A 24,785-nucleotide genomic window follows, 5' to 3' on the forward strand; every position below is an offset into this window, starting at 1 on the left:
GCGGGAGAGGAAGAACGCCGTGAGGAACCGATTCGCACGCCGGACGGCGGCGCTGCTGGCGCTGCTGGTCGCGCTGCTGCTCGGCGGCGCGGGCGTCGCCTCGGCGCACGCCGCGCTGCTGTCCACCGACCCCGCGCAGGGCAGCGTCGTGGCCGTGCCGCCGACGGCGGTGACGCTGCGCTTCAGCGAGTCGGTCACACTCGAGCCGGACGCTCTGCGGGTCTTCGACCCGAGCGGCAAGCGGGTCGACACCGGCACCGCCGGGCACGCGGGCGGCGACGCCTCGACGGCGCAGGTGCGGATCGACGGGAGCGCGGCGGCCGCGCAGGGCACCTACACCGTGGCGTGGCGGGTGATCTCCGCCGACACCCACCCCGTCGCGGGCGCCTACACCTTCTCCATCGGACGGACCTCGCCCCCGGCCACGCTGACCGGCGTCGCCGGGGTGGGCGCCGGCAGCGGGCCCACCGCACTGGGCACGCTCTACGGCGTCTCCCGGGCGGTGCAGTACGGGACGGTGGCGCTGCTGATCGGCTCGGTCGCGGCGGTGCTGCTGTGCTGGCCCGGCGGGCTGCGGCTGCGCGGCGTCCAGCGGCTGATGGTCGCCGGCTGGGCGGGACTGCTGCTCGCGACGCTCGCGGAGCTGCTGCTGCGCGGGACGTACGAGGCGGGGACGGGGCTCGGCCGGGTCTTCGACCTCTCCCTGCTGCGGCAGGTGCTCGGCGAGAAGCTGGGCGAGCTGTTGGCGGTGCGGGTGCTGCTGCTGGCCGGCGCCGGGGTGTTCCTGGCGCTGCTGGCCGGGCATGCGGCACCGGCCGGAACCGAAGCCGCGGACGAGAGCGGTGCTCTCCTCGTGGAGCGGCGTCGCCGTATCGGACTGGGTGTCACCGGAGCACTGCTCGCGATGGCGATCGCCCTGACCTGGCCGCTGGGCGACCACGCCTCCGTCGGCCTTCAGGTGCCGCTCGCCGTCACCCTCGACACCGTCCACATCCTGGCGATGTCCCTCTGGCTCGGCGGCCTGGCCACGGTCCTGGTCGGCCTGCGCTCCGCCGACCGCGCCGGCGGCATCGACGTGCGCGCCGTCGGCCGATTCTCGACTCTGGCCTTCTGGTGCGTCGCCGCGCTCACCGCGACCGGCGTCTACCAGGCCTGGCGCGGCCTCGGCTCCTGGTCGGCGCTGACCGACACCACCTACGGCCGCCTGCTGCTGGTCAAGATCGGCGCCGTGGTCGTGATCCTGGCCGCCGCCTTCATCTCCCGCCGCTGGGTCGCCCTGCTCCGCACCAACGCGGCGGAGACGGAGACCTCGGAGGTGCCGGACGAGGTCCTCGCCGAGGTGCCCGTCGGCGCGAACAGCACCGCCGAGCAGTCCGACGGCGGCGACTCCGCGCACGACACCGAGCGCGCCGCCCAGCTCGCCCGGCAGGCCAAGGCCCGGGCCAAGGCGAGCGAGCGCAAGGCCCGTGAGGCCGCGCCCGCCCGCGGCATGCTGCTGCGCTCGGTCTCGCTGGAGGCCGTCTTCGCCGTCCTGGTGCTCGCGCTCACCACCGCCCTCACCAACTCCCCGCCCGGCCGCGCCGTCGCGGAGCAGCAGGCGGTCGCCACGGCCGCCTCACGCGGGCCCGTCGACGTGACCCTCCCTTACGACACCACCGGCACCACCCGCGGCGGCAAGGGCAAGGTCACCATCGACATCGACCCTGCCCGCACCGGCCAGAACAGCCTGCACGCCTACCTCTACGACAGCACCGGCAAGCCCGTGGACGTCCCCGAGATCGACATCGCGCTCACGCTCAAGTCGAAGAACCTCGGCCCGCTCGCGGTCAAGCTCGACCACCTCGACATCGGCCACTACGGCGCGGCCGATCTCGAACTGCCGATGCCGGGCGAGTGGACCCTCGCGGTGACCGTCCGCTCCGACGACATCGACGAGGCCACGGTCACCGCGCAGATCGCCGTGGGCTGACCCGGCGTCACCCCGCCGCACCCCCCGGCACGACCCGGCACCACCAGGCACCACCCGAACGACGAAAGCAGCACGATGAGCACCGACGCCCCCCGCCCGCCGCTCTCCCGCCGCCGCCTCCTCGGCGCGGCGGGCGCGGGCGGCGCCGCGGGTCTCGCCCTCGGCGCGGGCGGCTACGCCCTCGTCGGACAGCGCTCCGCGCCCGCGGCGGCCGCCGCACCCGCGCTGGGCGCCGCGTCCGTCCCGTTCCACGGCCCGCACCAGGCCGGGATCGTCGAGCCGATGCAGTCCGCCCTCCACGCGACCGCCTTCGACCTCACCCCCGGCACCGGGCGCCCGGGCCTGACCGCGCTGATGAAGCGCTGGTCCGCCGCCGCGGCGGCGATGGCCGAGGGCCGCACCCCGCCCGGCCTCAGCGACGACCAGGTCGCCCTCGACGCCGGTCCCAGCTCACTGACCGTCACCTTCGGCTTCGGCGCCCCGGTCTTCGCCAAGGCCGGCCTGACCGCGCAGCAGCCCGACCGGTTGGCACCCCTCCCGGCGTTCCCCGAGGACCGCCTCGACCGCGCCCGCAGCGACGGCGACCTGTGGGTGCAGGTCTGCGCCGACGACCCCCTCGTCGCCTTCCACGCCATGCGCACTCTCCAGCGTCTCGCCGCCGGGCAGGCCGCCCCCCGCTGGCAGATGACCGGCTTCAGCCGCGCCCCCGGCGCGACGGCGCGCCCGATGACGGGCCGCAACCTGATGGGCCAGATCGACGGCACCAACAACCCCAAGCCGAGCGACGCGGACTTCGCCTCGCGCGTCTTCGTGCCCGCCGCCCCCGCGAGCGGACAGCCGGCGTGGATGGCGGGCGGCAGCTACGCCGTCTTCCGCCGGATCCGGATGCTGCTCGACACCTGGGACCTGCAGTCGCGGGAGGTGCAGGAACGCACGATCGGTCGCCGCAAGGGCGACGGCGCTCCGCTCTCGGGCGGCACCGAGACCACGCCCGTGGACCTCGCCAAGCAGAACCCCGACGGCTCCCTCGCCGTCCCCGGCGACGCGCACGTGCGCGTCGCCGCGCCGGCCTCCAACCAGGGCGCGGCGATGCTGCGCCGCGGCTACTCGTACCACGACGGCCTCCGCCCCGACGGCTCCCCGGACGCGGGGCTCCTCTTCGTCTGCTTCCAGGCCGACCCCCTCACGGGCTTCGTCCCGGTCCAACGCAAGCTCGCCCGCGGCGACGCGCTCTCGCGCTTCGTCGTCCACGAGTCCTCAGGGCTGTACGCCGTCCCCGGCGGCGCTCCGGCAGGCGGATACGTAGGGCAGGCGCTCCTGGAGAGTGCGTAGGCCCCCAACCGCCCGACTTGGTCCAGGCATCAGCGAGCTGAGGCTAGGTCAAAAACCGGACCCATGCCCGGCAACGCCGAGCAGCAGGCCGAGGAACGTTGAAATCACGAAGACGGCCGATGCGAGCATTCCCCAGCGAATGAGCCGATACTTGAGTACCGCTATCTGAGACAGGATAAGCAGTTGACTCAAGTCCCGCTCCCCCGCGTCGGTACCGCGAAGAATCTCACCTAGTTCCTGCGCCGACAGAATAGATGCGACATCGGCGAAGTAGTGCGCTCGCCCATTGACCGAAAGGCCCGGTCTCGGTGCAACCGCGAGGCCGAGCATGACCAGAGCTGGGACCCACGCCGAACAGCCGAACCAGAAGAGGGCAGATGCAAACGCACCAAACGCAGCCGGAGTGACTCCACCCGCACCGGCAGTTGCCACGAGGGCGGCCAGGGCGGCGACAAGGGCGGAAAGGATGACTCCTGCCTTCTGGTCGGCCTTCGCCATTTCAGTGCGTGTCTCGGCGACGAGTGTGCGCGTCAGCGTCTCGAAAGGATCAGAGCTTCCCGATGCCATGAGTGGGCCCCCCTGCGGTCGTCGCCTCTGAGCGCGGGTCTTCGAATGCTCATCCACCAGAGCCCACTCGCGTCAGCTCAGCCTCCAGCTCATTGACTGCCCTCGTGACCCTGATGTTCATGGCCGCAATGTGCTCACGACGGCTGGCGTCGAGCTCGGCCTTGCGATGCCGTACCCATTGCTCCGTCTCAGCGCGCTCGATCTCCTCACGAGCCATCGCTTTCCGCTCCTCCGTGCGCGTGTGTTCGACATCGATGCGGATCGCACTGTGGCTCCGCTCCGTCAGGAGGCGGTCGTAACTGGTCGCCCCGCTGAGGAATTTCACCAACACAGGCAAGACGTCGATGACAACGAACAAGAGCCGGATCAACCACACGCCTATGAAAAGGACGGCATTCCCGTTGGCCAGCGAGTCCAGTGCGCTCATCCGTTCCAGCGCACCGATAGGTCCTTGTGCCGATGCGGCCTCCGCCATTCGCTGACTGATGAGCCGACTCCGGGAGATCGTGAAGGAGCTCTGCGAGGAGGCCAGGGACCCGGAAAGGGTAGAAATCCGGTTGTTGAGGGTTGTCAGCTGGGAGGCGTCTGCCGTGATGTCGTGCGTCGCACGGTAGTCATCCGCAACGATGCGCAGGCGCAGGCATTCCGACGAACGCTGCCAAAGCCTCGTTCCCGCGATCGGGATCTGCTTCGCACACTCACTGCGAACCTGGTCGTCGATCGAGCTCAGCCGATCCTGCTCCTGCGTAACCTGCCGTTGCAGGACTGCCGCTTGGCTACGGAGAGTTGAAAGTTCGCCTTGCTGGCCGCTCGGGGTCGCCGCGAAAGAGAGGAGGTAGCCCCCTGGAGCGCACTCCGAAGGGGCGGAGACGTTGCCTTGGGAGGGGTCTGGGTTGCACCGCAGCAGTTCGCTGCGTAGATGGTCCAGCGCCTGCTGCCGCCCCTGCTCCACGTTCTGCTCGATCGCAGTCTGGAACACGCGAAGAACAAGTGGTTCGGCCACCACGGCGCCGATGAGCAGCGACACCGTCAGGCGAAGCAGCACCGGCGCGACACGACGCCGTGACTGTGCTTGCGGCGCAATCATCCACCGGTCCAGGAGCAGCACGAAAACTGCCCACAGTACAGCTGGGACAAGGGCGACTATGCTCGCTCGACCCAGCGCCTCGTTGACGAAGTTCCACATGGAAAACCCGGCAATGGTAGCCGTGCCAACCATGACTGCACCGAGCGCGGTGTGTCGGCTCCGCTCATACCGGACCACACGGAGCAGATCCTCGTCCACACCTGTCAGGATGCGGAGTCCGCGACCGACATCGAACGGAGCAGGAAGGGCTGCGCTCCAGTTCCTCCCAGCGGGGGCCTGCTTGTGGCTGTGGATCACACGAACAGGTTCGTCGCCATGCATTATGAGTACAGACCCTCTTCGTCATTGATGAAACCGTCTTGTGGACGCGAACCCTGCTGGGGCCTCCCATCGTTGCGGTCGGCAGGCGTGGCACCGCCGGAACCCAGCTCGTGCGGCTCTTCAGCCGCAGACACTCCACCTCGTCCCAACACTTGGTGGAGCACGTCCTCGTAGTTGACGTAGGTGCCCGATGCGGCCAACTGGTCCAGCACCGCATGGACGAGCCGGGTCTCGGTCTCAAGCCTTCGAAGTGCCATCTCGTGGGCCCGCTCGAGCGCCAGAGCCTCCTGCTGCGCGCGAGCCACCTCGGCGTCGAGCTCCGCCTGACGGCGTCGATCGGCGAGCTCCGCCGGAGAGAGGCTGCCGTGGACCAGCGCTTGGGCATCCGTCCATGCAGATCCCCGGCCGATCAGCGCAGCCGACTCCTCAACAAGACCGGCCTCGTAAGTGCCACGCCTCTTGGCCAACTCCTGCCGGCGAGCCTCCTCCATCAGCTTGCGCTCGTGCTCGCCCACATCGTGCGGTGTCAGCACTTCGATTGTCATGAACTCGATTGACAAGCCGTCGATGTCGGGCGGCGCGACCGCCATGGAAGCGTCCAATCGAGCTTTGACCTCGGCACGGACAGCATTGACGTCGGTCATTGCGTGGGCCGCTGCGATGCTGATCAACTTGTAGTCCTGGCCCAGATAGGCAGAAAGCAGCGCCGAGACGTCGTTGATTCCCTCCCTGGCCACTGTTACCGCGTTGCTCACCTGGCAGCGGAAGGAGGCGCGCAGCGTGAAGGATGCCCCTTCACTGATCGAGGGCACGACCCGATCCACGGTCACCATGCGCCAGCGAGTATCCACCAAGCTGACCGACGAAGCATCCAGGACGTCAGGATGCGTCGGGTCGAAGACGAGGTCACGCGGGTACTCGCGATAGTCACCGCCGACCCGGAACACGAAGACGGCGCCTGGCGGGAGCGCCGGAGTGTCCTCCCTCCGCGTTCGGCGAGGCCAACGGCTCTCGGGTCTGGCCAGGGTCTTCTCTAGGAGGATGGGGTAGTTCACGAACACTCTCTCCTTGTCGATGATCCGAAGCTCTCTGCGATTGCACGCACGCCACGCGGGGCGTTCGGAGTGGTCAGTCAGGAACGGTCTCGGAGCAGGCCGAGCATGAAACGGGCCAACCGCTGGGTTTCGTCCTCCGCATAATCCGGATGGCTGAGCAAATGGAGCAGGTCGCGACGCAGGGCCTTCCACTGACGCTCAGTCATGGCTTCCTGCATGGAGCCGCCGAGGGAGCGAACTGTATGGGACAGATCCGGCTCATCCCGCAGAGCCGATAGCGTTGTGCACAGGGCATCAAGTGCGGCGCGGCGCCTATTACTCAGCAGCAAGCGCGCCCAAAGCCTGCCCAAGGGCCCTGCCACCGGCGAACTGTTACGCAGCAAACCCGCAGCAAGGGGGCTCGAACCGTCCAAGCTGGGCCCGCTCAGCATCAGCATTGCCGCGGTGGCAGCTCGTGATTGCTCTCTGGGCTCGCGGGCCGTTTCCATCCTGGTTCGCACATAGCGAAGGGTCAGTGAAGCACTTCGCTCGTCGTCTTCAGCGGCAGCGAGGAGCAGATACAGGGAACTCCGTGCGGCCCATGCGACCCGTTCACCGCGCGCGCTGAGGTACCAAAGCCAGTTCAGTGACTCGAACTGATAAGGCCGACCCAGGCCAACCAGAGCCATGGCGGCCGTGACTGCGCGCACTGGCCCCCTCTTGTCGGCCCACTGCAAGGCCAGGTTGAGCGCGTGGGACGCCAACTGTGGGTCAGCCGACATAAATTGGACCGTCAACGCTGCAGTGACGCGTTGGCTGACGTAGCCCGCCGACCACACATCCAGATGGTTCTCCTCCACCTCGGCGAGTGCGTAGCGAGCTAAGAGGGCCAACCCGGCCGCTATCTCCGTCCGAAGCTGAAGGTCCCCGTTCTGGGAAAGATGCGTGAGCCACTGCCGCAACGGCTGCCACAGCTGCAGCCCGTAGAGCTCATTGAGCTGCTCCAGAACGAGTTCCCTGATGCGAGGCGATACGAAGAAGACACAACGCTCGACTCTGATCTGATCGTCACTTGTGGAGTAGTCACGTCGTGCTTCTATGAGCCCAGTTGTTGTCACGCTCCATCGACTCCGGCTCTGCTCGATCCTGAGTTCGGGCAGCGCGGGTACCGCGGCCTCCACGGTCGCGCCAACCATGGTGTGTTCCCAGTTTCGAACAGCAAGGGTCAAGCCGAACAGGACCTTCTCGAACGTACGCTCCGGAAGGCCTTCGGCGAAGGCCAGTGCTGCGACGGTCAGCGTGTCCTCCGCAGAACGCGTCGGGTCTCGGAACCATGCATGGACGCGCGCCCGTTCCCCACTGCGCAGGGACTCAAGCGAATGCTCGAGGCCGCGCTCCGCAAGCGTACGTGCGACAGCAACCACATCGTCGGGTCGCCGCAGCGTAGAGACCAGTGCGCGCAACTCATCCAGGCGCTCTGGATCGTAGGTCGTATCCGGCGACTCCTTGAGACAGTGATTGAAGAGCTCGCTCGGATCAGGTGCCGACCACCTTACGCAGAAACTCTTCAGCGACTGAAGTCGAATCGCCTGCTCCGAGGAGGTGACGACAAGGAACGATCCGCTCTTGCGCAGCTGACTGCTCAGCCGTCGCATTTCGAACTCCTGCACGCCGGCGGACTGCACGTCGCCGACGTAGTCCAGGATTACGTAGCCGTGCCCGGGCTTGACGGCGCTGGAATCCGCAAGCTCCGCGAGAGATGTGGCGGGCGAGAGGCTCCGAATCTGCGCATGTCCACCGAGCACCTCCCGCAGCAGCGCGAACGCCGCAGCTCGGCGTCCGGTGCCATCCTGGCCCACCAGAGACACAACGTTTCGGGAAGTCAGGCGTTCCTGGGCGCTCGAGAAGTGCGGCTGCGGCGGCATGTAGAACTCAAGTGCCTTGTCGACCTCAGCAAGGTCGACCAGGCCGGGTGTCAGCCCGAGTCGGCTTGCCGTTCCGACGCCAAATACCGAACCCCCGGCATCCACCCGATCATGAAAGTGATTGTTCACTACCTGGTGAATGACTTTGCGAAACTCGCCGTACCCATGTTCGTCCTGGTCCTGATCCGAACCCGACTCTCCGACAGGTATGGGAGCGAGTGCTGGGGCATCCTCGCTGGCTTCGTGCCCCGCAGCTTCCGGCGATTCTTCCGGGACTGTCGCCCTGGGGGACTGCTCACCGGCGACAGCCCCGTCGGCATTCGCTGTGGCACTGCCTGTGACGACTCGCCGGGCATCTTCCGGGTCGGACAGACGAGGCCCCGACGACTCAGCCGGTCCTTCGTGCTCAGGCAAGGGGACTCCCGAATCCGAAAACGCTGCCCCGGACATCGCCGTGAATGTGGTTCACCACGGTCGGACTCGCCGCGTGGGCCTCGGCCCGGCCCGACTCAGATCGAAGAGCAGCTGTATCTCGGCCTGACGCCGGCACCGTACGCGGCGTCCAGAGCCACGCTGGCGCGGTGAACTCCTTCTTCCGGACCGACACCCGACGAAACATGGTCGGCTCGTACGTGGTGTGCCCGGCACCGACTGTGGCCTGAAAGAGATCGTCAGAGAGAAGCAGAGCGAGATCGATGTCGGGGAGCGTCCTGAGTGCCTCGTACAGCGGATCGGCTGCCAGCAGACGGCATACGGCAACAACGGCGCCACCGGCGAAGCCGTTGTCAGCCAACTCCACGGGCCCGTGGTGAAGAGCGACGCGAAGTCGCATGCGATGGATGTCCCGGCGTTCTTCGTTGTAGATCCGTAGTTCCGACACCATGTGCCGGACCAGATCATCGACGTAACGCGGCTCGTTCTCGTCCTGCGGGATGAGAGCCACCTCGCCATCACCCTGCTGCTGCACCTTCCAACGTGAGCGATCGAGACCAGCCCCGCTTGCCGCCCTGGTGAGAAGTCGACGCAGGTCGTGTTGGATCTCAGACTGCCGTCGATCGTTGTTCGGGCCGTATCCTTCAGCGTCTAGGGCGATGCACGTACATGGGCGGAACCCGGACCAGTCGGTCACAGCCTCTCCTGTCATCAAACGGTGGCCACGGCGGGTGGGACGGCCAGGCTAGGCTTGGCACGCGGCTGTCGACCCCGTATCAGTAGGGGTTTTGGGGGTCTACATGGGCGAACTGCATAAGGCGTGGCACGTCGTTCACCGTCACACTGCGGTAGTTCCGCTCCACTAAGCCGATCCGGGTCAATCCGGCCAGGGCCTTCTCGGCCGTCGCGAGCTTCAGGCCCGCCAGCGACGCCAGCTCCGACTGGGTCAGTGTCAAAGCAAGCACGCTCCGAGGGCGGCCTGGTTCCGTCAACCCGTACGAGTGCGAGAGTTCGACCAGCACACGAGCAAGTCGTGTCTCCGCGTCGTACGCCTGAAACTCGACGCGTCGCTGGTTCGCCCAACGCAGTCGAGCGCTCAGCATTCGGATGACGCCTCGCAGGGCATCCGGACGCGCGGCAAGAAATTGCTCCAACGCCTCCCGCTGGACAACCCTCGCCCGGACCTCGCCACAAGCGATCACAGAACCCGAGCGTGGCCGACTCTCGAAGGCGGCCATCTCACCGACAAGATCACCGCCAACGCGGACGGCCGCCAGCATCTCGTACCCGGTCTCAGCATTCAGCAGCACCTTTACAAAGCCGCTGACCAGCAAGATGACGTGCGAGCCTTCCTCTCCCTGTCGCAAGATCCAGCGGTGGGCCGGATAGATCACCGGCGTACCGATCTCCAGAACGGCCTCCGCGGTGTCCGGCCTCAGCTGCCCCAGAAAGGTTGAAGGCGGCCACACGTTGCCCATGGAACCTCCCACGCGTCCGGGCGACGGCACCCTGATCGACTCTTTGTCCATCGGCCTCCCCCGGAGCGCTGAGAGCGGGAAGGCCCATCATGCCTCCGCTCCGTCTCCCTGAAACCTCACTTTCGCACTTTGGCTTGATATGATTGCCTATCAATTAGCCTTGATTGCTGAATGTTTGACACTTCGCCAGCCCAGAGGGCTCTTGGGGTGGGTCCCTATCGCAAGGCGGTCACCACTTCCGGCCATGCCCGCTCCCACTGACGTGCAGCGCCATCGGCCGGCCCTGCGCGGCTTCGATGTCTGCCGGGATCGTCGTCGGGTCTTCGACTTATGAAGACAAGCGTGCCTATCGTTCTGCGGCGAGTCACCACAGGGCCGCATCATTGATCGCAGACAGAGGTCCACTCACCCCGGAGGGACCTCAGCCCTCCGTCGCGAAGACGCGTCTGCCCTGCCTCCGTGCGTCCCACCTTGCAAGACCAGGAGTCTCGGCGCCGTGCGACTCGTTAACGTTACGTCCGTGGCAAACGCAGCTTTGGAGGTCGCCGTGTCCGCGAACCGATTCACCTACCTCGGTCCGGAGGGCACCTTCACCGAGGCCGCGCTGCGCACGCTCCCTGAGGCGGCCACGCGGGAGCTCGTGCCCGCCGTGTCCGTGCCCGCCGCGCTGGACGCGGTGCGCAACGGGGAGGCAGCCGCCGCGCTCGTACCGATCGAGAACTCCGTCGAGGGCGGGATCCGGCAGACCATGGACGAGCTCGCCCAGGGCGAGCCGCTGATGATCTACCGCGAGGTCCTGCTGCCGATCGCCTTCGCGCTGCTCGTGCGGCCCGGCACCAAGCTGGAGGACGTGAAGACCGTCACCGGCCACCCCGCGGCGCAGCCTCAGGTGCGGCACTGGATGGCGGAGAACCTGCCGGACGCGCAGTGGGAGTCGGCCGCGTCCAACGCCGACGGTGCGCGGTTGGTGCAGGAGGGCCGGTACGACGGGGCCTTCGCGGGCGCCTTCGCCGCGCCGCTGTACCACCTGGAGCCGCTGGCGTCGGAGATCCACGACGCCGCGAACGCGACGACGCGCTTCGTGCTCGTCGGGCGGCCGGGGCGGCCGCCGGCTCCGACGGGGGCCGACAAGACCTCGGCGGTGTTCTGGCTGGCGGACGACCACCCGGGCGCGCTGCTGGAGCTGCTGCAGGAGTTCGCCGTGCGCGGGGTGAACCTGATGCGGATCGAGTCCCGCCCGACCGGCGAGGGGCTCGGCAAGTACTGCTTCGCCGCGGACGCGGAGGGCCACATCACGGACCACCGGGTGGGCGAGGCGCTGATGGGCCTGCACCGGATCTGTCCCCAGGTGCGGCTGCTGGGCTCGTACCCGCGGGCGGACGCGGTGCCGGCGACGGTGCGTCCGGGCACGTCGGACACGGAGTTCGCCCGCGCCTCGGACTGGCTGTCCCGAGCTCTGGACGGTCGCGGGGAGCTGTAGTCCACAGCCGGCCGCGAGTTATCCACAGGGGACTCGGTTATCCACAGCCTGGGGACACCGCGGGAGATCCGGCGAAACTCGCCTTGCCCAACAAAACTTGCAGATCAGGCAAGTCGGACATAGGGGGATTCCGATGGCCAGTTTCCCCAAAGTCCCCTTCGCAGACCCAAAAAATCACGCCTCCGGCCGCAAACACGAGGTTTAGCGAGCTCAGAGGCGTGATTACTCACAATCCACAGGCCATCGAGGCGGCCTGTGGATAAAGTCGGGATATCCACAGTCGCCGTCGGGCTTCGGGTCTTCTCAGGCGTCGGGTCTTCTCAGGCGTCCGGGAAGTTGATGGAGTAGCCCTGCTGGACCAGCCACGGCAGCAGCTGGGCCAGAGCGGCCACGGTCTGGCTCCGGTCCCCGCCGCCGTCGTGCATGAGAATGATCGAGCCCGGCTTCACTTCCTTCTTGACCGTGGCGACGATCGCGGCGACCCCGGGCCGCTTCCAGTCGTTGGTGTCCACGCTCCAGGCGAGCGGACGCAATCCGTTCTCCGCGGATATCTGCCGGATCTCCGGAGAGAAATCACCGCCGGGCGCACGGAACCAGCTGACCTGGGTCCCCTCGCCGCCGGCCTGCTCGATCATCTGCTTCGCGCCGACGATCTCATTCGTCTCATAGGCGAGACCGCGCTTGGACATCGCCTCGTTGTGGTGCACCGAGTGGTCGCACAGCCGGTCGCCGGCCGCCAGGACCTGCTTGACCGCGCCCGGGTTCGCGGTCGCGTTCGGGCCTATCTCACAGAACGTCGCATGCGCGTTGTACTTCGCCAGCTCGGCGAGGATCCGCGGCGTCCACGTCCCGCTCGGCCCGTCGTCGAAGGTCAGCGCGACCGTCTTCTCGCCGTTCGGGTGGGCGATGTAGTACTCCAGCTGCTTGCTGACCGTCTCGGTCCCGTTCGGGACGGTGTCGCCGGAGGTGCGCTTCGGGGCCGGGGAGGCGCTGGTGGCACCGCCCTTGGCCCCGCCGTCCGCCCCCTGCGCCCCGGTGCCCCCGCCGCACGCGGAGAGCGCCAGCACCGCCGCCAGCATCGCTCCCGCTGCCGCCACCGTGCGCGTCCTCATGTCCTGTCCCACCTCTCGTTCGCTGTCCGCCCGCCAACTGTCGCAGCAGGAATGGCGTGTTCAGAGCGATCTCACAGGTTCGGGGTGGCCCCGGGACGAAGATGTGACAAACCAGACCCTGCGACTGTGAGTCCGCTCACCCCACCCCGGGCCCGGTAGGCTCGTACCGTGATTGACCTTCGCCTGCTTCGTATGGACCCGGACCGTGTGCGTGCCTCCCAGCGCGCCCGAGGTGAGGACGTCGAGCTCGTCGACGCCCTGCTCGCCGCCGACGAGCGGCAGCGATCGTCCAGTTCCCGCTTCGACGAACTGCGCAACGAGCAGAAGCAGCTGGGCAAGCAGGTGGCCCAGGCCAAGGGCGACGAGAAGGCCGCGCTGCTGGAGCGCACCAAGCAGCTGGCCGCCGACGTCAAGACGGCCAACGCCGAGCAGTCCGAGGCCGAGGCCGAGGTGCAGCGTCTGCTGGGCGGGCTGGCCAACCTGCTCGACCCGGCCGCTCCGATCGGCGGCGAGGAGGACTTCGTCACCATCGAGGAGGTCGGCACCCCGCGCGACTTCGCCGCGGAGGGCTTCGAGCCCCGCGACCACGTCGAGTTGGGCAAGATCCTCGGCGCGATCGACACCGAGCGGGCCGCCAAGGTCTCCGGCTCGCGCTTCTACTACCTGACCGGCGTCGGCGCGCTGCTGGAGCTCGCCCTGGTCAACATGGCGATCGCGCAGGCCACCGAGGCCGGCTTCATCCCGATGATCACGCCCGCGCTGGTCAAGCCGCGCGCCATGGAGGGCACCGGCTTCCTCGGCCAGGCCGCGGAGAACGTCTTCCACCTCCCGGAGGACGACTTCTACCTGGTCGGCACGTCCGAGGTGCCGCTGGCCGCCTACCACATGGACGAGATCCTCGACGGGGACCAGCTGCCGCTGCGCTACGCCGGCTTCTCGCCGTGCTTCCGCCGCGAGGCCGGCACCTACGGCAAGGACACCCGCGGCATCATCCGCGTCCACCAGTTCGACAAGGTGGAGATGTTCTCCTACGTCGCACCGGAGGACGCCGAGGCCGAGCACAAGCGCCTGCTCCAGTGGGAGCGGGACTTCCTCGACAAGCTCGGGCTCGCCTACCGCGTCATCGACGTGGCCTCCGGCGACCTCGGTGCCTCCGCGATGCGCAAGTTCGACATCGAGGCGTGGATCCCCACCCAGGGCAAGTACCGCGAGCTCACCTCGACCTCCAACTGCGGTGAGTTCCAGGCCCGTCGCCTGGGCATCCGGATGCGCGGCGAGGAGGGCAACCGCCCGCTGGCCACGCTCAACGGCACGCTGTGCGCGGTGCCGCGCACCATCGTGGCGATCCTGGAGACGCACCAGCTGGCCGACGGCTCCGTCGTCGTCCCGGAGGCGCTGCGCCCCTACCTCGGCGGGCGCGAGGTGCTGACCCCGGTCGGCAAGTAAGCCCTGCACGTCCTGAAAGAGAGTCAAACCACGTGAGCTCCGCCCCCCGGCCGTTCGACCTGATCGCGACCGACCTGGACGGGACGCTGTTGCGCGAGGACCACACGGTCTCGTCGCGCACGCAGCGGACCCTGGAGGCCGCGAAGGCCGCGGGGGCGCAGCACATCGTGGTGACCGGGCGGACCGCCGCCTGGACGCGGCCGACGCTGGACGCGATCGGCTACACCGGGCTCGCCGTCTGCGGGCAGGGCGGCCAGCTCTACGATGCGGGCGCGCACCGGGTGGTGACCTCGGTCACGCTCGATCGTCAGGTGGCCGGTCTTGCCCTCGCCAAGGCGGAGGCACAGGTCGGTCCGATGGCCATCTCGGTGGTCCAGGACGGCCTGGAGGGCGAGGTGCTCTTCTCGTCCGACTACGAGATGCCTGGCGCCGGCGAGGGCCGCGGCAAGGCCGTGGCCGACATCACGGAGCTGTGGGCCAAGCCGCTGAGCCGGGTGCTGGTGCAGCACAAGACCCTCTCCGACGACGAGCTGGCGGCCGCGGTGAGCCAGGCCGGGGCCGGTCTGGTGACGGTGGTTCTGGCCGGACAGGGCTTCGTGGAGCTGCTGCCGCTGGGCCTCTCCAAGGCGACGGGCCTGGCCCTCGCCTCGGCGCGGTTGGGGACCACCAAGGACCGGACCGTCGCCTTCGGCGACATGCCGAACGACGTGCCGATGTTCCGCTGGGCCGGGCACGCGGTGGCGATGGCCAACGCGCACCCCGAACTCAAGGCCGTCGCGGACGAGATCACGCTCAGCAACGAGGAGGACGGCGTCGCCGTCGCCCTGGAGCGAATTTTCCACCTCTGATCCTTGTTAGCATGGGGTGGATACCTCACTGGGAAGGCAAGGCGGAGCAATGGCGATGGGCGGAACGGTCGACACCGTGCTCATCGATCTCGCCTCCCTGATCGACGCGAACATCAAGCGTCCGGAGAGCTGAGGCCGCGCGCCCTCGTGCGCCGTCCGGCCCTCTCCCTTTCGCATCCTTTGCTTCGAGGCTCTCCCATGTCCCGCTCTGTCCTTGACACGCCCGTTTCGTATGCCTCCGCACCTTCTGCGACCTCGCGGCTGGGCCGCGCCCTCGCCCACCCGGCGACGGCGCTGGTCGGAATCCTGCTCGTCTCGCTGAACATGCGCGCCGCGGTCTCCGCCGTCTCCCCGCTGCTCGGCGACATCACCGGCCGCTACGGCCTCTCCTCGACGGCCGGCGGCCTGCTGACGACCATCCCCGTCCTGATGATGGGCTCGGTCGCGCCGCTCGCGGCCCGGCTCAACCGGAAGGTCGGCCCCGAGCGCGTGGTCGCCCTGGCCCTGGTGACGCTCGTCGCCGGGATCGTCCTGCGCGTCCTGCCGGGCGTCGCAGCCCTGTTCGCAGGCTCGCTGGTGCTGGGCGCGGCGATCGCCCTGCTCAACGTCACCATGCCGGGCCTGGTCAAGCGTGACTTCCCGGAGCGGGCGGCGGCGATGACGGGCGTCTACACCACGTCGATGATCGTCGGCGCGACGCTGGCCGCCGCACTGAGCGTCCCGCTGGAGCACGCCTTCGGCGGCTGGGGCGGCTCGCTCGCCTCCTGGTCGGTGCTGGCGGCGTTCGCCTTCCTGGCCTGGCTCCCGCAGCTCGCCGCCGCCAAGCGACCGGCTCCCGCGGCGAACGCCGCGTCCTCGGCCACCGCAACCGACCCGACAACCGCCCCCGCCAAGCCCGCCGGACTGTGGAAGCACCCGCTGGCCTGGCAGCTCGCGGTCTTCATGGGCGTCCAGTCGCTGCTCTCCTACACGCTGATCGCCTGGCTGCCGACGATCCTCACCACCCAGGGCATGGACCGCGGCACCGCCGGCGCCGTCTTCGCCGTCAGCTCGCTGGTGCAGATCCCGGCGGCGTTCTTCGTGCCGCTGGCCGCCGGGCGTACCACCAACCAGCGGGCGCTGGTGGCCCTGATGGTCGGCTCGATGGCCACCGGCGTCGCCGGACTGCTGATCGCGCCGACGGCCGCCGCGTGGCTGTGGGCGATCCTGATCGGCGTCGCGCAGGGCGGCGGCTTCGGTCTGGCCATGGCGATGATCGTGCTGCGCAGCGGCTCGGCGCAGGTCGCCGCGCAGCTGAGCGGAATGTCGCAGCTGGTCGGCTACTTCATCGCGGCCGTCGGTCCGGTCGGCTTCGGCGCGCTGCACCAGGCCACCGGCGGCTGGGTGCTGCCGCTGGCGATGCTCCTCGGCTGCTGCGCGATCGGCCTGACCGCCGGGCTCGGCGCGGGCCGCAGGCTCGTCCTCTCCGCCTGACGCCTGTCCCGCGGCTTCGGCTCGCCCTCTTCGGCGAGCCGAAGCGCCGAAAGCGCGCCGCCGGTCGAGGCTGAGGCATGACCTTGATGAGCGCGGCCCGCAGACTCGTCGACGCCGCCCGCATATCCGCGGCCGCGCCCGGGCCCGTGGCCCGACCGGTCCGCCGCCTCACTCCGGCGGTGCTGCTGCTCGGCCTGCTCGTGTTCGGTGCGGCGCTCACGGAGTACGCCCGGGTCGTCCAGGCCCACCCGGGGCGGCTCTGGTCGCCCATCGATCTGCACGTGTACTACTGGGGCGGCACCACGGCCCGCCACAGCCACGACGTCTACGACCTGGACTACCACCTGGGCCGTCTCGGACTGCCGTTCACCTACACGCCGTTCGCACTCGGGGTGTTCAAGGCCCTCTCCCACCTGGACGAGCACAGCCTGCAGTGGCTGGTCGCCTGCGGCAGCATCTCCGCACTGGTCGCCTCCACCTGGGTGGCCTGGGGGCTGGCCGGATACCGTCGCGGCCTCGGCCGCCTGGGCGCCGCGCTCACCGTCGCCGGGCTCGCGCTGTGGACCGAGCCGATCCAGCAGAACCTGTCGTTCGGCCAGGTCAACGTCTTCCTGATGCTGGTCGTGCTGGTGGACTTCGCCCAACCGCACCGCTGGTGGAGCAAGGGCGTCGGTATCGGCCTCGCCGCCGGCTTCAAGCTGGTCCCGGCGATCTTCATCGTCCATCTGCTGGTGACGGGGCGTCTGCGCGCCGCCGCCGTCGCCACCGGGACGCTCGTGGCCACCGTGGTCGGCGGGTTCGTACTGCTGCCGCAGGAGGCACACCGGTACTGGATCGACGGCCTCTTCGCCGACTCCTCCCGCGTCGGCGGCATCAACTACGTCGGCAACCAGTCACTCCAGGGAGTGCTGGCCCGCACCCTCGGGCTCGACGCGCGCGGAGTCGAGCCGTACTGGCTGGCTGCCGTGCTGCTCGCCGCCGCGATCGCGATCCCGCTGGCGGCGCGGGCGTACCGGCGCGGGGAGGAGCTGCTCGGCATCGCCGCCACCGCGCTGCTGGGGCTGCTGGCCTCGCCCATCTCCTGGTCGCACCACTGGGTCTGGATCGCGGTGTTCCTCACCGCCGGCGGCTACCTGCTGCACAGCCGGCGCGCACCCTGGTGGGCGTGGCTGACGGCCCTCGCGGTGTACCTGCTCTGGTTCGCCTGGCCGATCGTCGCCCACGCCGACCGCGGGCCGCACGCCGTCAGGCTGCCGGCCGGCCTCCTGTGGACGGTTCCGTACGACAACAACGCCGAGAACGGCTGGACGGGCCTCCAGCTCGTGGTCGGAAACCTGTATCCGCTGCTCGGCGTCCTGCTCCTGGCGAGCCTCGGCGTGTTGCTGTGGATCCAGGGGCGCGGGGCGGAGCCCCGCGCCCCCGAGGTCACTCCTCGCCGGCCAACGTCAGCCGGGTGAGGCGGGCGGAGGCGAGCCACGCCCCGCCCAGCGACGCCACCAGCAACAGCGGAACCGCCGTCGGGAGGTGGACGGAGGAGCTGATCACACCCGGGGAGGCGATCTTCTCGCCGATCGACAGCGCCCACTGGTGCACGCTCAGCGTCTGCGCGCCCGGGACGTACGCGCCGACGACCGTCTCCCACAGGAGGGCGTACATCAGGCCCCAGACCACGGCGTGGCGGGAGACCACGCCCAGCAGCAGGAAGATCGCGCTGTAGGCGACGCCCGCGATCAGTGCCGCGACCGTGTAGCCGAGGGTCAGGTTCTGGTAGGTACCGAAGAGGATCAGCCCGGCGAAGTACGTCGGCAGCGCGGCGAAGACGACCGAGCAGCCGATCGCGACGACCAGCTTCGAGGTGATGATCTTCCACCGCGGCTGGGGCTTGGACAGCAGGTAGATGATCGAGCCGTCGTCGATCTCGGGGCCGATGGCCCCGGTACCGGCGACGAGGCCGACCAGCGGGACCATCGTGCCGAGGGCGAGGCCGCCGAGGATGTTGGAGGCGGTGCCCTCGTCCTGGCCCGCGATGGCGCGGATCAGCGCGGAGAGCGCGAGCAGCAGGACGGGGAGCGCCAGCAGGAGGAGGCCCCGGCGACGGCCGAGCAGGCCGCGCGCGGTCAGCCGGGCGACGGTGACGTTCATGAGAGGTCTTGGCCTTCCCTAGCGTGGCTACTTGGCGGCGACGAGGTAGGAGAAGACACTCTCCAACGACTCGTCGGCCGGGGAGACGGTCAGCAGGCGGATGCCTGCCTCCTTGGCGACGCGCGGCACCAACTCGGTGAACCGGTAGAAGTCGATCGCCTGAATCTGCAGCGCCCGCTCCTTGTAGTCCAGCTCGATGCCGGCCGTGGACGGGTCCGCGATCAGCGCCGCGGCCAGCGCACGGTCGTCGCTGGAGCGGACGGTGTAGCGGTGCGGGCGGTCCGTCATCAGGCGGCGGATCTTGCGGTAGTCGCCGGAGGCGGCGTGACGGCCGGCCACGATCACCTCGATGTGGCGGGCGAGCTGCTCGACCTCCTCCAGGATGTGCGAGGAGAAGAGCACCGTGCGGCCCTCCGCGCCGAACCGGCGCAGCAGCTCCATCAGCTGCATCCGCTGGCGCGGGTCCATGCCGTTGAAGGGCTCGTCCAGCAGCAGCACGGCCGGGTCGTGGACGAGGGCCGAGGCCATCTTCACGCGCTGCTTCATGCCCTTGGAGTACGTGGAGACCTGCCGGTCCTGCGCGTACTCCATCTCGACCGTGGCCAGCGCGCGCTGCGCCGCCGCGCCCGGATCGGGCAGGCCGTGCAGCTCGGCGTTGGCGAGGACGAAATCCCAGCCGGTGAGGAAGTCGTACATGGCCTCGCGCTCGGGGACCAGCCCGATCTGCTTGTAGGCCTGCTGGTTCTTCCAGATCGGCGTGCCGTCGAGGGTGACCGAGCCGGAGGAGGGCGGCAGGAAGCCGCTCATCATGTGGATCAGGGTGGACTTGCCGGCGCCGTTCGGGCCGAGCAGGCCCGTCACACCGGGCTCGATCGTCATGGAGACGTCGTTGACCGCGACGACGTTGCCGAACCAGCGGGACGCCCGGTCGATGCTGATGGTGGTCATGTGCTGCCTCCTCAGATCTTCCGGTAGCGGCGGACGAGCAGGAAGAAGGTGCCGGCGGCGAGGACGGCGATCTCGACGAGGAACGCGATGCCGCCGATCGTCGTCGGCATCTCCGCGACGTTGCCGCGCAGCGGCAGGTTGAACATCCACGACACGGTGGAGTCGATCAGGAAGCCGGGGTTCAGCATGGCGACCCAGAACGACGCAGCCTGGTGGCCGGTGACGTGCATGACGCCGCGCAGCGCGCCGGAGACGCCCGCCGAGACCATGAACAGCGCGATGATCGCGGCGACGCCGAAGCCGCGGCGCGGCGTGAGCGAGGCGATCAGCAGGCCGAGGCCGGCGTAGACGAGCGAGTAGAACGCGGCCGCGACGACGCCGTAGGCGAAGTGCTGGGTGTTGTAGCCGAAGTCCATCGAGCCCAGCATCGAGCCGATCCACATGATCAGCATCGGCATCAGGGTGAGGATGAAGACGGCGGAGACCATCGCCGCGTACTTGGCCCGCACGTAGTCGCTGGAGCGCAGCGGGCGGGAGAAGTAGAGCGGGACCGTCATGAACCGCAGGTCGCGCGAGAGCAGCACCGGCGCCTGGGCGGCGGTGAAGACGGCCGTGACGAACTGCAGGTTGGTGAGGTACTGCGGGTAGTCGACGGGCAGCTTGCCCATCTTCACGTAGATCGAGACCGCGACGATGATCAGGGCGGGGACCGCCATGATCACAGCCATGGCCATCGGCAGGATCTTGGACTTGCCGGAGCGGCCCAGACCGAACGCGCCGCGCAGGCTGGAGGTGTACAGCGAGCGGGTGGCGTAGCCGATGCCCAGCCGCGGGCCCTCGTAGTGGCGGTAGCCGATGTCGTGGATGACGTCCTGGCGGTTGTCCGGCACACGCGTCTCAGACATGGGCGGGCTCCTCGACAACGGTGTCCACGGAGAACACCTCGGAGATGTGGTGCCGGCGCTGCTCCAGCCGGATCAGGCCGACGCCCAGCTCCGCCACCGCGTCGCGGATGGCGTCGTAGACCTCGTCCCCCGTCAGCTCGACCAGCAGCACGTGGCCGCCGTCGGCCGTCACCGTCAGCCCGGCCTCCGTCAGCCGGGCCAGCAGCGCCGCGTCCGCGTCGAAGGACGGATCGCCCTGGCGCTCCGTCACCTCCACGGCCAGCAGCGAGGTGGCCGCCGTCAGGTCAGCGGTGGAGGAGCTGCGCAGCAGCTTGCCTCCGTCGATGACGACGACGTGGTCGCAGGTGCGCTCCAGCTCGCCGAGCAGGTGCGAGGTGACCAGCACGGAGATGCCGAACTCGCGGTGGACCCGCCGGATCAGCTCCAGCATGTCGTCACGGCCGACCGGGTCCAGCCCGTTGGTCGGCTCGTCGAGCAGCACCAGCTGCGGGTCGTGCACGAGGGCCTGCGCCAACTTGACGCGCTGCTTCATGCCCGTGGAGTACGTGCCGATCGGGCGGTAGCGCTCCTCGTACAGGCCGACGTGGCGCAGGATGTCCGCGGTGCGCTCGCGCGCGGCGGTGGCGGGCAACCCCGACATCCGGGCCATGTGGACGACGAACTCCGTGGCGGACACGTCCGGCGGGAGACAGTCGTGCTCGGGCATGTACCCGACGTGCTCACGGATCGCGCCGCCCTGGGTGGCGACGTCGAGCCCGAGCACGCGGGCGGAGCCCTCCGTGGCCGGGGCGAGCCCCAGCAGAATCTTGATCAGAGTGGACTTACCCGCGCCGTTCGCCCCGACCAGACCGACCACTCCGGGCTGCACCTCGACGGAGAGGTGGTCCAGAGCGGTGACCCGGGGGAACCTCTTGGTGAGGTTATCCGTAGTGATGACTGCCACAGGACGACCCTAGTCACCCAGTGGCCCCCGTCACATCAGGTTGGCGGCTGACTTTTCCCTAGCCCTGGGATGTATGCGCGGGGGTGTTTCCCCTAGGGGATCCACCCCCACGGCATCAGGGTCACCCGCCCAGGAGCTCCATCTGCAGGGTCAGCGCCTGCTTGAAGTCGACCGGGTTGACCGCCTTCGGGTTGGTCATCACCAGCAGACCGTTGATGTCCGCGTCGGAGAAGACCGTCACGCGCAGGGCGGGGCCGTCCTTCCCGGCCGGTCGGCTCGCCGTGTCGGCGACGGCCAGCGGCACCGAGGAGTCCGTGGTGGACAGGTCGAGCTGCGGCGCGGCGGCCAGGTACATGCCCATCTCGCTGTTGAAGGCCGCCTGGCTGGTGACACCGCTGCGGAAGGCGAGGAGGTAGACGGTGACGTGCGTACCGTCCGGCATCCGCCAGCCGGTGGCCGCGACGTGCCGGGCCCCGTTCTCGCCCAGCACCTCGGCCAGGTCGTCAGGGCTGGTGAACAGCTTGGCGAAGTCACCGAGGGGCACGAACCCGCGAGCGCCGGGGAGGGTGGAATCGGTGACCGCGCCGACCGGGTGCGGCAGCAGCAGTTGCCGCACGTCCGCGGCGTGCGGCACCGTCCCACCGGGCGCCCCGCTCGGCGCACCGCCGGCCGACGGACCGACCGCGCCCGGCGGGAGCTGGGGCAGTTGCAGCGTCGGGTAGGTGTAGCGGCCGTCCGCCGCCGTCGCCAGCCCCGGGATGTCGGTGCGCCTCGGGGCCATGACCGCGACCGCCGTCGCCGCGCCGAGCCCCAGGCACAGCACCGTCGCGATGCTCCAGCGCGCGACGGTCCGCCCGCGCGGTCCGGGCCGCAGGAACGAACGCCGCGCCTTCGGCTCGGCGGTGGGCTCCGGCGTCGGCTCGGTCGGGTCGGCGACGGGCGCATGGTCGATCTGGTCGTCGTCGCTCATATCTGGGCCGCCGGGATCGCGAGTCGGGACAGTTGCAGTTCCAGCAGGCTCGCCACCGACTGCTGGTCGAGCGGGGCCGGACCGTAGGCGTCGACGTGGACCAGCATGTCGCCGACGTAGTCGTCGCAGTCCATCTGGTCCAGCGGGTCGTTCGGAGACGCCGGCAACAGGTAGCAGTGGGCCTCCGGGTGGCCGGGGATGCTCGGTCCGGCCCGGAAGGCGCCGGTGCTGTCGGCCAGGAACTTGCCCAGGGTCGCCATGGACTTGGCCGTCTGCTGGTTCTCCTGCACCAGGCTGACCTCGACCACGAGGGCGTTGCCGTCGGTGTAGGTGCGCAGCGCGTAGCCGAGGACGTGGTCGAGATCGAGGTCGGTGCGGAGCTTGTCGCGCTCGGAGGTCCTGAGGACCGCGAAGTCGCTGTTGAACTTCTTCACGTACTGGTCGTGCGTCAGCACCGTGTTGTCACCGAGGTCCGCGTCGTCCGGACCGTAGTCGTAGCCGCCGGGAAGCGGGAGCAGCAGGTCGCTGAGGGAGCCGAAGTGGTCCCCGTCGCTGTGGGCGCCGTAGGCCGGCCCGGCGTGGGCCGCCGCCTTGGCGACCGGCTGAGCGGCACGGTTGTCCCGCAGGCCGTAGTAGCCCACGGCGGTGCCGACCCCGACGGCGGACAGGACGAAGGCCGCGCCCAACGCGACGAGCCCGGGCAGGCGCCCCGTCCGCCGCTGCGGCGCCGGGGCGACGGCGTGGTCATCGGTCACAGTCGCTCCATCTGGTTCTGCAGCTCCGTCATCAGCGGCTTGGCGTCGACGGGGTTCGGCGAGAAGACGAGGATCTGCACGCACAGGTCCCCGTGCGCGGCGAAGCCGTAGCCGCGGTAGTAGGTCGACCCGTCGCTGCGGGTGAGCGCCTTGGTGCCCGCGTACACGCCGTACTGACCGGCGGTGTGCGGGAGCATCTGCAGTTGCGCCGCGGCGTCCTGGCGCGCGTAGTTCTCCCCGTCCAGCACGAACTGGTTCGGCGCGGTCTCGTCGTTGTGGCGGTACTGGATCACGTCCACCTCGTAGGAGACGCTGCCCTGCATCCACGTCTGCACGGCGGCACGACGGAAGCCGTGGGAGAGCTCGTACCTCATCTCCGCGTCCGGCTTGGTGTAGTCCGAGGACAGGCTGTAGAGGTCGAGCCAGCCGTCGTTGCCCGCGGGGGTATCCCAGGGCTTGGCACCGGAGGGGATGGGCACCAGCAGCTTGGTCAGGTCGCCGTCGGTCTTGACCATGTCGTCCTGCGCGGCGGTGAGCGCAGGCGCGACGCGGTGCGCGGACGGGTAGGTTGGCTGGGTGACGGCCAGCGGCGGCAGCGGCGTCGGCGTCCGGGCGGCCTGCACGGCGTAGCCGGTGCCGGCCCCGCCGAGGACGCCGAGCACCACGGCGGCGGCCATGATCTTCGCGGTCCGGCCGCGAGGCCGGGGCTTCGGCTCGGGCTCGTGCTCGGGCACGAGGTCGGGCACGAGGTCGGGTTCGGTCACGGGCTCGGGAGCCGGTTCGGTCACCGCCGGGACTTCGGCCGCTGCCTCCGGGCCCGGCTCGGCGGGCGGGGGAGTGCTCACTCTTCCTCCAGGTCTGTGGTCAGCGGCCGGTGCTGAGCAGCTTTTCCTCACGCTGCATCAGCGGCGTGAGCAGGGAGTGGGCCAGGCTTCCGGTCCCCGAGACGTCGATCTCGTACTCGACGTCGCCGACGTGCGAGATGCCCATCAACGTGCCGACGCCGGTGCTGTCCGACGGATTGATCGCCAGGCCCTTGGCGTCGGAGATGCCGGAGACGTCGAAGCTGTCGCCGTGCCCGAAGGTGAGCCCCGACACCCAGTCAGCGGCGTGGCCGGAGCTGTCGAAGTGGATGAGCTTCGCGGTCACCGTGTACTGGCCGTCGTTCGTCCGGTAGATCCGGTAGGCCCCGCCCGAGCAGCCGAGCTGCTGCAGGATGCTCTTGCTCGTCGAGGAGTTGTCCATCTCCTTGGCGATGTCGGACAGCGACTCCGTGGTGCCGTCGGTGTCCCCGTACGCCTCGGCGGTGTCGGGGACCGGCAACAGGAAGAAGCGCAGGTCGCCGCTGTGGCTGCTGCCGCTGACGTAGCCCTTGACGGTGGAACTCGGGCTGGGCGAGGGCGTCGTCGGGGCGGCCGACGGCAGCGTCGGCGCGGCCGAGACGGAGACGACGGGGCTGGGCGTCGCCTGTGCGACGGCGCCGCCGCCTCCGCCGCTGCCGGTGTTGGCGGCGATCGCCGCCGACACGCCGGCGATGGCGAGCCACGCCGTGGCAGCCACGGCGATCGTGACGCCACGCCGCCGCGCACGCGGCGCGGAGACGGAGGCGTCCACGGGC

At 69.3% G+C, this 24,785-nt stretch carries 21 protein-coding genes and 1 pseudogene; 7 read left to right on the forward strand and 15 right to left on the reverse strand.

Going from position 1 to position 24,785, the window contains the following annotated elements:
* Nucleotides 1–19: 19 nt before the first annotated feature.
* Nucleotides 20–1,969, forward strand: a complete 1,950-nt coding sequence (locus BMY61_RS06890; protein ID WP_042454192.1) for a copper resistance CopC/CopD family protein — start codon at nucleotides 20–22, stop codon at nucleotides 1,967–1,969.
* 75 nt (nucleotides 1,970–2,044) lie between these two features.
* Complete coding sequence (gene efeB, locus BMY61_RS06895; protein ID WP_042454190.1) at nucleotides 2,045–3,301, forward strand: iron uptake transporter deferrochelatase/peroxidase subunit; 1,257 nt, start codon at nucleotides 2,045–2,047, stop codon at nucleotides 3,299–3,301.
* A 48-nt stretch (nucleotides 3,302–3,349) separates the two neighbouring features.
* Here efeB and BMY61_RS06900 read toward each other — a convergent pair whose 3' ends face one another.
* The 6 genes from BMY61_RS06900 to BMY61_RS06925 form a co-directional block, all read right to left on the reverse strand.
* Nucleotides 3,350–3,868 (reverse strand): Pycsar system effector family protein, encoded by a 519-nt coding sequence (locus BMY61_RS06900; protein WP_042454188.1) that lies wholly within the window; start codon nucleotides 3,866–3,868, stop codon nucleotides 3,350–3,352.
* 49 nt (nucleotides 3,869–3,917) lie between these two features.
* The gene (locus BMY61_RS06905; RefSeq protein ID WP_236656424.1) at nucleotides 3,918–5,153 is read right to left on the reverse strand and encodes a DUF4407 domain-containing protein; all 1,236 of its coding nucleotides are present in this window, start codon (nucleotides 5,151–5,153) and stop codon (nucleotides 3,918–3,920) included.
* A gap of 122 nt (nucleotides 5,154–5,275) precedes the next feature.
* A complete protein-coding gene (locus BMY61_RS06910; protein ID WP_042454294.1) occupies nucleotides 5,276–6,331 on the reverse strand; it encodes a hypothetical protein in 1,056 nt (351 codons plus the stop codon).
* Nucleotides 6,332–6,408: 77 nt separating this feature from the next.
* Nucleotides 6,409–8,649 (reverse strand): hypothetical protein, encoded by a 2,241-nt coding sequence (locus BMY61_RS06915; RefSeq protein WP_143094208.1) that lies wholly within the window; start codon nucleotides 8,647–8,649, stop codon nucleotides 6,409–6,411.
* Complete coding sequence (locus BMY61_RS06920; RefSeq protein ID WP_244904197.1) at nucleotides 8,642–9,202, reverse strand: hypothetical protein; 561 nt, start codon at nucleotides 9,200–9,202, stop codon at nucleotides 8,642–8,644. The genes BMY61_RS06915 and BMY61_RS06920 overlap by 8 nt, the downstream gene beginning before the upstream one ends.
* 241 nt (nucleotides 9,203–9,443) lie before the next feature.
* Nucleotides 9,444–10,145 carry a Crp/Fnr family transcriptional regulator gene (locus tag BMY61_RS06925; RefSeq protein WP_042454184.1) on the reverse strand — a complete coding sequence of 234 codons (702 nt, stop codon included), beginning with the start codon at nucleotides 10,143–10,145 and terminating at the stop codon, nucleotides 9,444–9,446.
* A 547-nt stretch (nucleotides 10,146–10,692) separates the two neighbouring features.
* Here BMY61_RS06925 and pheA point away from each other — a divergent pair.
* Complete coding sequence (pheA, locus tag BMY61_RS06930) at nucleotides 10,693–11,625, forward strand: prephenate dehydratase (protein ID WP_042454182.1); 933 nt, start codon at nucleotides 10,693–10,695, stop codon at nucleotides 11,623–11,625.
* Between the two features lie 320 nt (nucleotides 11,626–11,945).
* Here the strand turns inward: pheA and BMY61_RS06935 are convergent, their stop codons facing one another.
* Nucleotides 11,946–12,737 carry a polysaccharide deacetylase family protein gene (locus tag BMY61_RS06935; RefSeq protein WP_042454180.1) on the reverse strand — a complete coding sequence of 264 codons (792 nt, stop codon included), beginning with the start codon at nucleotides 12,735–12,737 and terminating at the stop codon, nucleotides 11,946–11,948.
* 168 nt (nucleotides 12,738–12,905) lie between these two features.
* On the opposite strand from BMY61_RS06935, the gene serS reads away from it, so the two are divergent.
* The 4 genes from serS (at nucleotide 12,906) to BMY61_RS06955 (ending at nucleotide 17,961) form a co-directional block, all read left to right on the forward strand.
* Entirely contained in the window at nucleotides 12,906–14,183 is a 1,278-nt protein-coding gene (serS, locus tag BMY61_RS06940) for a serine--tRNA ligase (RefSeq protein ID WP_075003786.1), read from the forward strand.
* Nucleotides 14,184–14,215: 32 nt separating this feature from the next.
* The gene (locus tag BMY61_RS06945) at nucleotides 14,216–15,031 is read left to right on the forward strand and encodes an HAD family hydrolase (protein WP_042454178.1); all 816 of its coding nucleotides are present in this window, start codon (nucleotides 14,216–14,218) and stop codon (nucleotides 15,029–15,031) included.
* 198 nt (nucleotides 15,032–15,229) lie between these two features.
* The gene (locus BMY61_RS06950) at nucleotides 15,230–16,504 is read left to right on the forward strand and encodes a CynX/NimT family MFS transporter (protein ID WP_052439120.1); all 1,275 of its coding nucleotides are present in this window, start codon (nucleotides 15,230–15,232) and stop codon (nucleotides 16,502–16,504) included.
* A gap of 77 nt (nucleotides 16,505–16,581) precedes the next feature.
* Complete coding sequence (locus tag BMY61_RS06955) at nucleotides 16,582–17,961, forward strand: glycosyltransferase 87 family protein (RefSeq protein WP_052439119.1); 1,380 nt, start codon at nucleotides 16,582–16,584, stop codon at nucleotides 17,959–17,961.
* On the opposite strand, the gene BMY61_RS06960 is transcribed toward BMY61_RS06955, so the two are convergent.
* The 8 genes and pseudogenes from BMY61_RS06960 to BMY61_RS06995 all read right to left on the reverse strand — a co-directional run bounded on the left by BMY61_RS06960 (nucleotide 17,930) and on the right by BMY61_RS06995 (nucleotide 24,727).
* Nucleotides 17,930–18,646, reverse strand: coding sequence for an ABC transporter permease (locus BMY61_RS06960; RefSeq protein ID WP_042454176.1), 717 nt, complete (start codon nucleotides 18,644–18,646; stop codon nucleotides 17,930–17,932). The two genes, BMY61_RS06955 and BMY61_RS06960, sit on opposite strands and share 32 nt — an antisense overlap.
* Before the next feature lie 27 nt (nucleotides 18,647–18,673).
* Nucleotides 18,674–19,528 (reverse strand): annotated as a pseudogene (locus tag BMY61_RS06965) (ABC transporter ATP-binding protein); the annotation flags it as partial.
* 77 nt (nucleotides 19,529–19,605) lie between these two features.
* A complete protein-coding gene (locus BMY61_RS06970) occupies nucleotides 19,606–20,499 on the reverse strand; it encodes an ABC transporter permease (RefSeq protein ID WP_042454171.1) in 894 nt (297 codons plus the stop codon).
* A complete protein-coding gene (locus BMY61_RS06975) occupies nucleotides 20,492–21,442 on the reverse strand; it encodes an ABC transporter ATP-binding protein (RefSeq protein ID WP_042454170.1) in 951 nt (316 codons plus the stop codon). The genes BMY61_RS06970 and BMY61_RS06975 overlap by 8 nt, the downstream gene beginning before the upstream one ends.
* A 121-nt stretch (nucleotides 21,443–21,563) precedes the next feature.
* Nucleotides 21,564–22,412 (reverse strand): hypothetical protein, encoded by an 849-nt coding sequence (locus BMY61_RS44795; RefSeq protein ID WP_052439118.1) that lies wholly within the window; start codon nucleotides 22,410–22,412, stop codon nucleotides 21,564–21,566.
* Nucleotides 22,409–23,167: a hypothetical protein gene (locus BMY61_RS06985; protein WP_042454168.1), complete on the reverse strand. Its 759-nt coding sequence runs from the start codon at nucleotides 23,165–23,167 to the stop codon at nucleotides 22,409–22,411. Before BMY61_RS06985 ends, BMY61_RS44795 begins: the two co-directional genes overlap by 4 nt.
* Complete coding sequence (locus BMY61_RS06990; protein WP_075003787.1) at nucleotides 23,164–24,012, reverse strand: hypothetical protein; 849 nt, start codon at nucleotides 24,010–24,012, stop codon at nucleotides 23,164–23,166. Before BMY61_RS06990 ends, BMY61_RS06985 begins: the two co-directional genes overlap by 4 nt.
* A 19-nt stretch (nucleotides 24,013–24,031) precedes the next feature.
* Nucleotides 24,032–24,727 (reverse strand): hypothetical protein, encoded by a 696-nt coding sequence (locus BMY61_RS06995; RefSeq protein ID WP_143094209.1) that lies wholly within the window; start codon nucleotides 24,725–24,727, stop codon nucleotides 24,032–24,034.
* Between the last annotated feature and the right edge of the window lie 58 nt (nucleotides 24,728–24,785).

Origin of the sequence: Streptacidiphilus jiangxiensis, assembly GCF_900109465.1 — a bacterium.
Classification (GTDB): Bacteria; Actinomycetota; Actinomycetes; order Streptomycetales; family Streptomycetaceae; genus Streptacidiphilus; species Streptacidiphilus jiangxiensis.